The sequence below is a fragment of the Alcanivorax sp. 1008 genome (assembly GCF_020667895.1).
GTDB lineage: Bacteria > Pseudomonadota > Gammaproteobacteria > Pseudomonadales > Alcanivoracaceae > PGZG01.
The window spans coordinates 77192-89026 of the sequence record NZ_JAFMPS010000009.1; the positions used below are offsets into that span (position 1 = coordinate 77192).

General features: G+C 55.8%; 12 protein-coding genes. 2 read left to right on the forward strand and 10 right to left on the reverse strand.

The genetic code is table 11. From position 1 onward, the window contains the following. Positions 1 to 28 precede the first annotated feature (28 nt). Positions 29 to 1225, forward strand: a complete 1197-nt coding sequence (locus J1C54_RS11400; protein WP_229147746.1) for a class I SAM-dependent rRNA methyltransferase — start codon at positions 29 to 31, stop codon at positions 1223 to 1225. 6 nt (positions 1226 to 1231) lie between these two features. On the opposite strand, the gene xerC is transcribed toward J1C54_RS11400, so the two are convergent. From xerC to J1C54_RS11450, 10 genes are all read right to left on the reverse strand, one after another. Next, the gene (gene xerC, locus J1C54_RS11405) at positions 1232 to 2176 is read right to left on the reverse strand and encodes a tyrosine recombinase XerC (RefSeq protein WP_370635650.1); all 945 of its coding nucleotides are present in this window, start codon (positions 2174 to 2176) and stop codon (positions 1232 to 1234) included. Then, on the reverse strand, positions 2142 to 2855 hold the full coding sequence (locus J1C54_RS11410) for a DUF484 family protein (RefSeq protein WP_229147749.1): 714 nt from the start codon (positions 2853 to 2855) through the stop codon (positions 2142 to 2144). Before J1C54_RS11410 ends, xerC begins: the two co-directional genes overlap by 35 nt. Before the next feature lie 12 nt (positions 2856 to 2867). Beyond that, the gene (dapF, locus tag J1C54_RS11415) at positions 2868 to 3710 is read right to left on the reverse strand and encodes a diaminopimelate epimerase (protein WP_229147755.1); all 843 of its coding nucleotides are present in this window, start codon (positions 3708 to 3710) and stop codon (positions 2868 to 2870) included. Between the two features lie 158 nt (positions 3711 to 3868). After that, positions 3869 to 5017 carry an OmpA family protein gene (locus J1C54_RS11420; protein ID WP_229147758.1) on the reverse strand — a complete coding sequence of 383 codons (1149 nt, stop codon included), beginning with the start codon at positions 5015 to 5017 and terminating at the stop codon, positions 3869 to 3871. A 43-nt stretch (positions 5018 to 5060) separates the two neighbouring features. Beyond that, positions 5061 to 6287, reverse strand: coding sequence for a serine hydrolase domain-containing protein (locus J1C54_RS11425; RefSeq protein ID WP_229147760.1), 1227 nt, complete (start codon positions 6285 to 6287; stop codon positions 5061 to 5063). Between the two features lie 133 nt (positions 6288 to 6420). Beyond that, a complete protein-coding gene (locus J1C54_RS11430; RefSeq protein WP_229147761.1) occupies positions 6421 to 7224 on the reverse strand; it encodes an ABC transporter ATP-binding protein in 804 nt (267 codons plus the stop codon). Continuing rightward, positions 7221 to 8351 carry an ABC transporter substrate-binding protein gene (locus tag J1C54_RS11435; protein ID WP_229147763.1) on the reverse strand — a complete coding sequence of 377 codons (1131 nt, stop codon included), beginning with the start codon at positions 8349 to 8351 and terminating at the stop codon, positions 7221 to 7223. Before J1C54_RS11435 ends, J1C54_RS11430 begins: the two co-directional genes overlap by 4 nt. A gap of 52 nt (positions 8352 to 8403) precedes the next feature. After that, on the reverse strand, positions 8404 to 9294 hold the full coding sequence (locus tag J1C54_RS11440) for an ABC transporter permease (protein ID WP_229147767.1): 891 nt from the start codon (positions 9292 to 9294) through the stop codon (positions 8404 to 8406). 12 nt (positions 9295 to 9306) lie between these two features. Beyond that, the gene (locus J1C54_RS11445; protein WP_229147771.1) at positions 9307 to 10323 is read right to left on the reverse strand and encodes a fatty acid desaturase; all 1017 of its coding nucleotides are present in this window, start codon (positions 10321 to 10323) and stop codon (positions 9307 to 9309) included. A 23-nt stretch (positions 10324 to 10346) separates the two neighbouring features. Continuing rightward, the gene (locus J1C54_RS11450) at positions 10347 to 11219 is read right to left on the reverse strand and encodes a sugar phosphate isomerase/epimerase (RefSeq protein WP_229147773.1); all 873 of its coding nucleotides are present in this window, start codon (positions 11217 to 11219) and stop codon (positions 10347 to 10349) included. Positions 11220 to 11433: 214 nt separating this feature from the next. Between J1C54_RS11450 and J1C54_RS11455 the strand changes: the two genes are divergently transcribed. Continuing rightward, positions 11434 to 11805 carry a MarR family transcriptional regulator gene (locus J1C54_RS11455; RefSeq protein ID WP_229147775.1) on the forward strand — a complete coding sequence of 124 codons (372 nt, stop codon included), beginning with the start codon at positions 11434 to 11436 and terminating at the stop codon, positions 11803 to 11805. Positions 11806 to 11835 lie beyond the last annotated feature (30 nt).

The window sequence follows — 11835 nt, forward strand, 5'->3', positions numbered from 1 at the left end:
GCGCAAGCCGCTGCTACGGGTGAATTTCATGGCAGTTCCGGTGTTGAGACTCAAGCGCGGCGAAGAGCGGCGCATCCGTAGTGGCCATCTATGGGTCTATTCCAATGAGGTGGATACAGCTGCCACGCCTCTAAAGGTCCTTGCTCCAGGTGGCGAGGTAGTGGTTGAGGATAGTCGCGGCAAACCTCTTGGCCGAGCCTATGCCAATCCCCATTCGTTAATTTGTGCGCGCCTCTTTTCTCGAGATCCGAACCAGTCTCTGGATCGTGCCTTTCTTGAAAAGCAGATTGCCCAAGCTGTTAGTCTGCGCGAGTCACTGTTTGCAGGCGGCTGTTACCGTGCTGTGTTTGGCGATGGTGATGGTTTGTCCGGTCTGGTGATTGATCGTTTCAATGACACGTTCGTGATCCAGTCCGGCACCGCTGGCATGGATGCGGTGCTTGAGGATATTGCGCAGGCATTGGATCGTCTTTATCAGCCGAAAAATATCGTCGTCAAAAGCGAAAGCGCGGTGCGCGAGCAGGAAGGCCTGAGCTCTATGGTTCAGGCACTGAAAGGCGAGCTGCCGGCTGAAGTGCTGCTTAACGAAAATGGTGTTAATTATTACGCGCCACTGGAAGAAGGGCAGAAGACAGGTTGGTTTTACGATCACCGGGCGGCACGTCGCCGGATTCTGCCATTGGTGGCCGGCGCCAGAGTGCTGGATGTGTTTTCCTATTGCGGAGCCTGGGGCGTGTTGGCTGCTGCCCATGGCGCCTCATCGGTAACCTGCGTAGATTCGTCGGCACGGGCGATGGAGTTTGTTCAGCGCAATGCCGAACTTAACGGTGTGGCGGATCGCATGATAACGCTGGCCATGGAGGCTAATGCGGCCATGAAAGAGCTGATCCTGCAGGGTCAGCGGTTCGATGTGGTTGTTATCGATCCTCCTGCATTTATCAAACGGAAAAAGGATTTTAAAAATGGCTTGGCCGGCTACCATGCCATCAATGAGCTGGCCATGCGTCTGGTGGAGCCCGGCGGTGTGTTAGTGAGCGCCTCGTGCTCCATGCATCTGTCCCGTGATCAGCTTATGGACGTGGTGCGCTCAAGCGGTCGTCATATTGATCGCTTTGTGCAGGTGTTTGCTACCGAGGGGCAGGCCGAGGATCACCCCATCCATCCGGCAATTCCGGAGACGGAATATCTGAAAAGTGTTTTTGCCCGGGTGCTGATGAACCCCTGAGTGGAATTATTTCTTCCGCTGCGCCCGCGGGTGCGCACCATCATAAACGCTGGCCAGATGCTGAAAGTCGAGATGGGTATAGATTTGCGTGGTCGACAGATTGGCATGGCCAAGCAACTCTTGTACGGCGCGCAAGTCCCCGCTGGCCTCAAGCATATGTGTGGCAAATGAATGTCGCAGCATATGCGGATGCAGGTGCTGACCGAGGCCGCGCAGTTTGGCGGCCCGCGCCAGACGCTGCTGCACCGTGCGAGTTGAAACGCGATTGCCCCGCGCATTCACGAACAGGGCCTTTTCATGGGGGTCTTTGAGCAGAGACGGGCGCTGTTTAATCCATTCGCGCACAGCGGTAATGGCTGGAGCCCCGACAGGTAGTAAACGGGCCTTTGAGCCCTTGCCGGTTACTACCATTTCACCATCACGGAGGTCGATGGTGTCCATATCCAGACTGACCAACTCTGCAAGCCGCAGGCCAGAGGAATAAATCAATTCCATCATGGCCTGATCGCGCAGTGCCAATGGGTCGTTCTCGCCATTGCTATCAAGCAGATGACCGACCTGCTCCTGATCCAGAGTTTTCGGCAAACGTTTTGCACTTTTGGGCGCGCGGATACCGCCAGCGGGATTGTCGCTGGCCAGCCCTTCGCGCAGCAGGAAACTATAGAAAGTGCGCAATGATGACAGCATGCGCTGAATCGAAGTGCCACCTTTGCCGCGCCGATGCCATGTGGCTACCAGTGCCCGTACGTCGTGCTGGGTGACCGCCGACCAGTCACACAGGCCGCGCTCCTGCAAAAGTGCCGCAGTTTGCTGCAGGTCGCGCTGGTAATTACTCAGGGTGTGGGGCGAAAGACGTCGCTCGCTGCCAATGTGTTTGGCGAAGGCCTCAATGGGCTGGGCGAGCGACGCGGGCAGCTCAGGCACGCTTGGCTTCAAGACGGCGCGAGTCACGCAGGGTGTCCGCCAGACGCCGGGCAATGACATCGCCCAGATGGGTAATGAACAGGGTGCCGAGGGAGCTACGGAAGTGGTGCTCATCAAAGCTGCCGATGGCCAGCAGGCCCTGACGGCCCTGAAAGTCCAGCGGCACCATGGCGGCAGATTTCACATCGTCTGCATGCCGGGGGAACAGCTCGCGGACTTCATCGTCGCGCAATATCCCGCACACAGCATTGCCCTGTCGCAGCAGTGTTTGTAGAGCATCGTGCAGGGCGCTGCTGTCGACCACGCGGACATGCTCGCGTAGCGCTCCATCAATAGAAATATCCCGATCATAGATCAGCAGGGTTACGGCGTCGGAGCCAAACTGGCTCTTCAGGCTATCTACCAGTGCTTTGCACAGCGGCTCCAGGCCTTTGGCTTCGATCAGTTTCAGGGTGAGCTGGCGAGTCTTCTCGAACAGGCTGTCGTTCTCGCGGGCGATATCGAGCAGAGCATTGAGGCGTTCACGCAGCTCGGTGTTGCGGTCACGGAGGATGCTGGCCTGCCGCTCCAGCAGGGATACGGCCTTGCCACGAGGATCTGGAAGAAGCATCAATTCGAGCAGGTCCGGCCTGCCCTGAAAAAAATCCGGGTGGTGGCGCAACCAGGCGGTAACCTGCTCGGCGCTGGTGGCGTGTTCCTCACTCATCCTCGAGTCCCCTTAGATATCAATGCGGCCATCATAGACGTGCGCCGCCGGGCCTGTCATCTGAATGCCGCCCTTGCCCGTATAGCTAATCGATAGCCTGCCACCAGGCAAGTCCACCTGCACGGTGTCATCGAGCAAGCCGCGCCGCTGACCGACCACCACTGCTGCGCAAGCACCAGAGCCGCAGGCCAGAGTCTCTCCCGAGCCGCGCTCGAAGACGCGCAGGCGGATATGGCCGCGATCGACGATCTGCATAAAGCCGACGTTGACCCTCTCAGGGAAGTCACCGTGGCTCTCCAGTAGAGGGCCAACGCTCGCCACTGGCGCGGTATCCACGTTCTCCACCAGCAGGACACAGTGGGGATTGCCAAGGCCAACGGCGCCGACCTCAAATGCCTGACTGCCGGCGACAATGAAGTAGCTGTCAGATTCCTCGCTGGCATTCAGCGGAATATCTTTGGGGGCCCAGCGGGGCGCCCCCATGTCTACGGTTACCTGACCATCGTCGGTCAGGTTCAGCGTCATTTGACCTGCGGCGGTTTCAACTTGAATGGAGTCCTTGTCAGTCAGGCCCTGATCTCGCACGAAGCGGGCAAAGCAGCGTGCGCCATTACCGCACTGATTCACCTCAGAGCCGTCGGCGTTGAAGATCCGGTAGCGGAAATCCACCCCGGGAGCAGCCGCTGGCTGGACCACTAATAGCTGGTCAAAGCCGATGCCGAAGTGGCGATCAGCCAGCGTACGAATACGCTCCGCAGACAGCGGTAGCCCTGTGGATGGCAGATTCTGACGCACGCCATCGATGACCATAAAATCATTGCCAAGGCCGTGCATCTTGCTGAACTGAAGGCTCATGGACTTCCCCGCTGATTATTGGGGGTCATTGTAGGGGGTGTGTGAGTCCGCGGGTAGGGGCTGGGGTTGGCGTAGCGCAGCTGGAAGGGGCTGGAATAAAAAAGGCAGCCGGCGTCTGCCGGCTGCCTTTGCTGTGACGAGCGGTGTTCCGCTCAGTGCTACTGGGTCACGGTTTTCTGTGCTTGCAGTACCGCCTCTACCCGACGGTTCTTGGCGCGTCCGTCAGCGGTGTCATTGCTAAATGCCGGTGCATCCTCGCCGCGACCAACCGCATCAATACGGCTGCCGTCGATATTGAAGCGCTCGATCAGGACTTGCTTGACTGCATCGGCTCGCTGCTGGGACAGACGGCGATTCAAATCGGCGCCGCCAGAGCTATCGGTGTGGCCTTCCAGCAGTAACTGCACGTCCGGAAATTCCCGCATACGCTGTGCTACGCGGCCGATATCTTCGAAAGATGCCTCTGCGACTGTGCTGCCACCAGTACTAAACTGCACATACAGGGTTTCGCGAATATTTTCTGTGAGGACAACATTGCAGCCAGTTTCATCAACCTTGCTGCCAGCACTGGTGTCGGCACACTTGTCCAGAGCGTCAACCACGCCGTCACCATCGCTATCGACAGCGGCTGTGATAGCGGCTTTCGCCTCATCGGCCATCTCAGTCACTTTGTCTTCGGCCATCTCGCTGGCGCTGCTATTGCTGCCCGTGTCGCCACCGATGGCGAAATTGATTGCAGCATAGACCTCGCCATCCCAGCGCTCATTGTCAAAACTGTAAGCCGGACGCACGCCCAGATCGATAATAAAATTCCTGTGCAAACCGCGCTGCAAGCCCATCTCAAAGGCGCCGAGCGTCTCCTCGTTGCCGTCTATCTCGAGCTGGCCTACGGCAGCGCCACTATAGGGCTCGAAGCCAAGCCACTGTGTGTCCTTATAGTGATGGCGGGCAGAAATAAAGTAGTGGGTAAACTCGGCATCGCCGCCACCCGCTTCAAAATCCATATCGCCCTGACCCCACCAGCCTTGAATAGACCACTGGTCTTTGAAGCGTACACCGAACTGAGCGCCGGGCATCAGTCCTTCATCGAAATCTGCAGGCGCAATATGGCCACCCAGATCAAAATAATGCTGGGAAAGATGCAGGCCGATATAGGAATAGTTTGAAGGTACATTGTGTTCCGCCAGTGCTGAGCTGGAAAGGGCGGTAACGCAGGCGGCAAGAAACAACTTCTTCATAGTTACGATCCTGATGGTCTTGATAAAGCGCACACTATCGCCGTCAATGGCCTTTGGTTCAAGCACCATCGATGGAATCAATAAAATGACCCATTTGTATGAAGGGATACTGCTATCTCAACGAGTTTGCACCGCTAAGCGCAGCCGCGCCAAGCTTGAGTATGCGCATGTCCCCCCAGGGGGTGCCGCTACCAGCATTCACGGTGAGTGCTATAGACAGATTGCGTGTTGGATCGGCCCATGCGCCGGAGCCGCCGAACCCAAAGTGGCCAAAAGCCTGACGAGGCCTGCGTCTGGTCAGCACATAGGGTTGGTGATAGCCCAGCCTCCAGCGCATCGGTGAGAATAATGCCCGGTCGAGGGTATCAACTTGCTGGGCGCTGATCACGGGTAGCATATTGGCATCAAGAATCCGTACCCCGTCAAGTTCGCCGCCGTTGGCCAATGCTGCATACATACGTGCCAGTGATCGTGCTGTAAAGGTACCGTTCACTGCTGGCATGGCAGCACGCAAGCCCTCAGCGGTGACCAATTTGCGTGGGTGAAAGTCTCGTACGGTAACGGCGTCTTCGAATGGCGAAAAATCGGGCGCCAGTCCGTGTTTGTTTAAAGTAATCAGACCGGATCGCAGGTTGCCGGCAATTTTCTTTCTCAGCGACGGCTTTTTTCCGGCAGAACGTGGTGGTTCGTCAACCGGGCGCCCCATGAGCAGCATGGCCACGCGATGATGCTCGCTATCGGGAACGCCGATATGGCAGCCATCCAGCCCCAGGGGCAGAGAGATTTTTTCCTGTAGCTGGTTAGTGATTGAGTCACCGCCCGCACGACGGATTACTTCGCCCACCAGCCAGCCGTAAGTCAAAGCGTGATATACACTGTAGGGTGCCTTTTCCCTGTTGCTCGGTGCAGCAGCTAGCGCGGTACAGGTCCTGTCCCAGTCAAGCAAGTCCTCGAATGAAAGCTTCAGCGAGCGCATGCCATAAAGCCCCGCTCGATGAGTCAGTAAATCGCGAACGGTGATCGAGGCTTTGCCATTTTCGGCGAATTCCGGCCAGTAATGGGATACGGGGGTGTCGTAATTAACTTTCCCCTCGGCCACTAGTTGGTGTAGCAGGGTTGCTGTGACACCCTTGGTGGTGGAAAAAGAAACACTGAGCGTATCTTGCTGCCAAGGATTGCCACGGTCATCACGCACGCCCCCCCACAGATCGACCACCTTTCTACCCCGGTGATAGACGCACACTGCGCCACCGCCAGCGGTTTTCTGTAACTGACTACGAAACACGCGCTCTACTGCCTGAAATGCCGGGTCAGAGTAGCCGTCTACTTGTTTGATCATTGACTGGGTCATGGGGACTGGGAGGTTGCCTGAATTGACGACTGGTTATACCGGCTCAAAGGCATAACCACAATTGCTCGCCATCCTATTGGCTCAACCGTCCGTGACGGCGCCGCTACCCCCCAGCGGCTGGCTAGTGGTTGTGACCTTCTTCGCGCATCATCGACAGGATGTCTCTTTCCATGGGTGCATAATCAGAGTGTGCACGTAGCGACTCACGAGTGCAGATGGCATCGTCAGACTTAAAGGGGGGATGAAGAATGGTGCGCACACGCCCTGGATGGCTCGATAGAAAAACAATCTGATCGCCCAGCAGTAGCGCTTCTTCAACATCGTGGGTGACCATCACAACTGTCATTCGCTCTTTACGAATAACATTGAGAAGTAATTCCTGCATTTGCCAACGGGTCTCCGCATCAAGTGCACCAAACGGTTCGTCCATGAGTAATAGCTGGGGTGTTGTGGCGAGCGCCCGGGCAAGAGCAACCCGTTGACGCATACCTCCGGACAACTGGTGAGGCCATGCATCAGCAAAGCGACTAAGCCCTACCCGTTCCAGATAATGGTCGACGGTGCCCTCGCGCAATGCGTAGGCATCACCGTTGATGCGTAGACCATAAGCCACATTTTGCCGCACAGTGAGCCACGGGAACGAGGTGTAGCCCTGAAATACCATGCCGCGTTCCCGGTGTGGCCCGACAACCGGATTGCCATTCAGACTGATGCCACCGCTGCTTGGCTGTTCCAGTCCCGCTATCATGCGCAGTATAGTCGACTTGCCGCATCCTGATGGCCCCAGCAGGATGCACACCTGACGGGGCTCAACGCGAAAGCTTACATCCTCAACCGCAATAACTGGCTTGTCGCGACCGGGGAATATTTTCCCCAGCCGCGCTACTTCCAGTCCGCCGCATTCAATTTCCAGTGCGGCGTTCATTGTGCCTCCGTAATCAGGCCGCTCTCCTTCAATACAGCTTCTAACGGCGCAGTGACAACGCCGGTGGTCCAGTCATGCATTTCCGTGGCCTGACCAAACTTGATCCACCACTCGTTGGTGGTATTCCAGTGCTGAACGATCTGGCCGCTAGTGAGACCGAGGGGAAGGTCGTCCGGCAGTAGTCCCATAAATGAACCTGCTTCCTGTTTGTCGAATACCCAGATGCCGCCTTTGTTGATCTGGCCATCACCACCGATCACCATCTCAACATCTTCAACAGTGAACTGGATTGCATCTGCGATAATCTTGTTGCCTTCCGCGGGGTTTTCCTTCCACCAGTCAACCGCGGCGAAGTACGCTTTCATTGCCAGAGCTGCGGCTTCAGGGCGATCGTCAAGCAGAGCTGAAGTCATATACATGCCATCACCAAGAAGGGCAGTGCTGATCCATTTTTCTTCTGCTGATGTGGCCATTACCTGAGCACCTGGCATGCCAGCCAATACCTTGCTGCCAAAGGGTTCCCAGAATTCTGCGGCTGCTACGTCACCGCCGAGCATGGCGCCGACCGCTTCATCCATAATGACATTAACGAACTCCACCTCGTCGATCCCAACACCGTTCTCTTCAAGCCATATGCCCATAAAGATCTGAGTTAGTCCGCCCTCAAGAACGGCTATCTTTTTTCCCACCAGCTCCGTTGGTGAAGTAATTTCAGGGCGCAGAATAATTTTGTCAGTGCCATAGGAAGGGTTGGTATAGGTCACCAACTTCACCGGAACATCCTTATCAACTGCGATAGGGCCATACTCAACAGTGCTAGAGGTAATATCCAGCTGCCCCGCACTCATCAGGCCGAAGCTTTCGTACGGATCTTCGATAATCTGGATGTCGAGATTGAGCTCTGGAACCAGATTTTTCTCCTTGGCAATAAACCAGAATCCATACCCGGGCCAGGAAAACAGCGACACCTTGACGGTTTCTGATGCTTCCGCCGCCTTCGCCGGAGGCTCTGGAGGCGTTTCGGTCTTGCTTGTCGGTGTCTCAGGGTCGCTACAAGCGACTAGCATGGTAGCCGTGGCAAGCCACAGCAGGGAGTGTCGAAGGGTCTTGGGTATCGGTATTGACATGGTGTTACTCCTCTTCGGGGAAACGGTCTTTGAATGATCAGTTTTCAGTGCGTCAGCGGCGCCGCATGTAAGGGAACATCAGCCAGTGCAGGCCGCGAAAAGCCAGGTCACAAAGCAGTCCAAGCGCGCCGATAACAAGAATGCCAGCCATAATGTCATCCACATGAACAAAGCGCCGGGCGCGCATCATCATGGCGCCAATGCCATCAGTGGCGGCGACAATTTCTGCGATAACCAGATACGTCCAGCTGACCGCCAACATCTGTCGGCAGGTGTCGACAATGCCTGGCAGTGACGACGGCACCACAACAGTCCAGAGGATGGTGCGTCTTGAGCCACCAAGGGTCCGGGAGGTTTCAATAAAATCCACCGGTGTCTGTTTGACGGTGTCGCAAACAAGGGTGATCAGAAACCAGATGACCCCAAGTACAAGTAGAGCAATCTTCTGAGTGTCACCGGTGCCAAGCCACATAAGTAGCAACGGGATAAACGCTGGCGCAGGAAGGTAGCGGAAGGCGGACACTAGAGGACTGAAGAAAGCCTCGACTGCAGGGAAGGCGCCCATCAACACTCCGGTGGGCACCGCAATAGCGACCGCAAGACCGAAGCTGATAAGAATACGCTGTAAGCTGGCCAGTACATCGCTGTGAAATCCGCGCTCGGCAAACAGGTTCCAGAGCGAGTCCGAAACATCTACCGGAGAAGGGAATAGTGGATTTGCTTCAGTGCCGCTAGTTGCAGCCAAGTGCCAGCCGAGCAGAAACAGAATCCATGCACTGATGCCGAGCAGTAGCTTGCTGCTAGTGGATACAGGCTGCTTGAACTCCAGCCAACGCCGCCTGACTGCAAGAGCAGGCGGTGCTGCCGGGGCCTGACTGGCCACGGCAACTGGGCCCGTAGTCGGCTGCTCTGGTGGTGGCGGCGATATGATTGGCTGAAGCATTGTAATTTCCTTTCAGAATGCGGTTAGAAATGACAATGCATTGACGCCTGTGGCATCACCGTTGCGTAGTTGAGTTACCACATCATCTTCGCCGTAATGTTCGGATAGCACTCTTGCCACACGGTGGCGATGAAACTCCACCAGTTGTGGCCAGAAGGTCAGTTGTTGCGGACACTGGTCCGGATAAAGACTGGCATGCAGTTCAGGTAGTCGATGCCAGCTCAAAGTGGGCTTGGCATGGTGAGCATTGTGGTAGGAAAAGTTTAGCGCGATCAGGTTCAGCCAGGGCCAGCGTTGGGAAATAAGGTTGCTATAGGTGTGGCTTTGCTCGTACTCAACATCCCCCTTTAATGGGGGCACGAAATCAGGGTCATTGAGACGGTAGAATATCTCATAGCTATGCTGGAAGTTGTCCATAAATCGCAAGAAGGTAATGAACAGCACATAGGCAAGGACATAACCCAGTGCCGCGATGGGTGATAGCCATGTGATCAGGGCAAACAGAGAGAAACGCAGCAGTACAACGCGCATCACTCTGCCGCGCTGGGAGCGTTTGTCTTCATAGACAAACGGCGCAATTATCTGCATGCCATGCATGATCAATTCGACTGCCGGGATATAGGCCCACTCAAGTGCATTTACCACGCGATGAACAACCGGGTGGCGCTTTAACCAGCTGCGGTAGTCAAAAGTCACCGGCTCGCAGTTATCCACATGATGGCGCATATGCTTGTAGCGCATGTCTTCGTAGGTGCCGTAGTTGCTTCCGCAGATGACATTGAGCCAGCGGCCGAGTCGGGAGTTGAGTTCAGTGTCCTTGAAAATGCTGTTATGACCGCAGTCATGCATAAGGTAGGCGGCAATGGTCATGGCATGGGCTATGGCCACAACGCCGACAATAAACAGAGCAGTGCTGCCCTGAAAAAGCGCCCACCACCCACCGAAATAGCCCAGCAGGATATATCCTATGGCAGCTGTGTTTGGCCAAAGGCTGGTGGAATCGCGCAATAATGCTCTTACGGATGACATGATTTCCTCCTGTTCGGCAAAGGTCAGCCTGCACTGGCCTGACGAAGATTTGTTGATGTGGCGAGCCAGTCTGCGAAATGACTGCGCTGACGCTCACCGATCCAGCGGTTCACCTGCCAAAGATCGGCCACAGGTGCGTTAGTGAATGGCAGGCAGTGCAGGTATCCATCGGGGCCAAATTCAGGGGTCATGGTGCTGCGCTGGTAGCCACGTTTCATCTGTGAGGACCAGATGGCTTCCCAGCATCGTTCGTGGGATTCGAGTGCTGCACGATATTCCGGTGCTGCCGGGTGGGGCACCTGGGGGCCCTGGTCGTAGCCGACACGGCCATGGATATGGTGGGCTTGACCGGCAACTTCAGTGATTACGTCCCATTCGCTATCCATAAGTCGCTCGCATACCACCACCCAGTGGCTGAAGTCGCAGGTAATCGACAAGTCCGGAAGCGCTCGCAGCACATCTCGCGTCACCCATGGATTGAAAAATGATCGGCCGCGGTGAGTTTCAAAGCTGCACAAAACGCCATGCTGGTCGGCAATTTCCTTGGCTCGACGAAAAAAATTAATTTGCATGTCCAGCGGCCACGCGTCGCAGCCACCCATGACATTGAAAAAACGAGGTCCCAGTGGCAGACCCCGTTGAATCTTGTCCTCAAGGTCGAGCAGGTGCTGCTCTGGAGTTGCATGGCGCTCAGGCACGTAACTTCCTGTAGTGCAGATCTCGCAGATGTAATCCAATTGGTAATTGGCAAGCGCTTGCTTCAGCTCCCTCAGCTCTTCATCATCACGCGGCGCCGGAGCCTCAATGCCTTGAAAGCCAGCTTGCGCAGCCAGCTCGGCACCATCGGCGACGCTGCCGTTGTGTCCCCAGAGTGTTTTGAATAGGGCAAACTGCATAGTGTTCTCCAGATTCCGGACCTGATGGCTACGGAGCCGGGGAGATAGAGGCAAGGTTCATGCCATAAGTATGTCAGTTTGCATAGATTGCTTAATTACATGCAAAACAGCATATTATTCAGGGGCGCGTGGCTTTGCCGGATAAGGGGATGCGCCATTACGGGGCCAGAGGGCCTGTGTCATGCACCACAATTAGTCATCAGGAGGGCCGGGCATGACCCGTCGCTATAACATGGGTAGCCGCACGGAAGCTGCGGTAGCGATTTTTGATATCGACAGCTTTTGGGCGAAGAGCTTTGCGGATACAAATCTTAATGACTTGAACTACTGTGACCTGTTCACGCAAATGTGGCTAAAGCGCGATAGGCCTTTAGCGAAGACTGAGCTGTATGAGCTGATGCCTAATATCAGCCGCCGCACTGCAGTGAAGTATGTCCAGAAGGCGATTGATCAGGGCTTGCTGGATGAGTGTGAGAGCGAGCAGGACAGGCGGGTTCGTCTGGTCAGTATGTCGGCTGACTGCCTGCGCCGTGTTGACCGATTTCTTGATTTTACCTGCCAGCGTTTCGCACCAGTTGGTCTGTAAAACGTTTCGCAAAGCCTGGATATGGCGGCG

What these genes read in the sequence shown, in the direction of transcription:
- J1C54_RS11445 (WP_229147771.1), bottom strand. Translation starts at nt 10,323, where the DNA reads ATGTCATCCGTAAGAGCATTATTGCGCGATTCCACCAGCCTTTGGCCA.
- J1C54_RS11430 (WP_229147761.1), bottom strand. Translation starts at nt 7,224, where the DNA reads ATGAACGCCGCACTGGAAATTGAATGCGGCGGACTGGAAGTAGCGCGG.
- J1C54_RS11450 (WP_229147773.1), bottom strand. Translation starts at nt 11,219, where the DNA reads ATGCAGTTTGCCCTATTCAAAACACTCTGGGGACACAACGGCAGCGTC.
- J1C54_RS11440 (WP_229147767.1), bottom strand. Translation starts at nt 9,294, where the DNA reads ATGCTTCAGCCAATCATATCGCCGCCACCACCAGAGCAGCCGACTACG.
- J1C54_RS11410 (WP_229147749.1), bottom strand. Translation starts at nt 2,855, where the DNA reads ATGAGTGAGGAACACGCCACCAGCGCCGAGCAGGTTACCGCCTGGTTG.
- dapF (WP_229147755.1), bottom strand. Translation starts at nt 3,710, where the DNA reads ATGAGCCTTCAGTTCAGCAAGATGCACGGCCTTGGCAATGATTTTATG.
- J1C54_RS11420 (WP_229147758.1), bottom strand. Translation starts at nt 5,017, where the DNA reads ATGGTGCTTGAACCAAAGGCCATTGACGGCGATAGTGTGCGCTTTATC.
- J1C54_RS11435 (WP_229147763.1), bottom strand. Translation starts at nt 8,351, where the DNA reads ATGTCAATACCGATACCCAAGACCCTTCGACACTCCCTGCTGTGGCTT.
- J1C54_RS11425 (WP_229147760.1), bottom strand. Translation starts at nt 6,287, where the DNA reads ATGATCAAACAAGTAGACGGCTACTCTGACCCGGCATTTCAGGCAGTA.
- J1C54_RS11400 (WP_229147746.1), top strand. Translation starts at nt 29, where the DNA reads ATGGCAGTTCCGGTGTTGAGACTCAAGCGCGGCGAAGAGCGGCGCATC.
- J1C54_RS11455 (WP_229147775.1), top strand. Translation starts at nt 11,434, where the DNA reads ATGACCCGTCGCTATAACATGGGTAGCCGCACGGAAGCTGCGGTAGCG.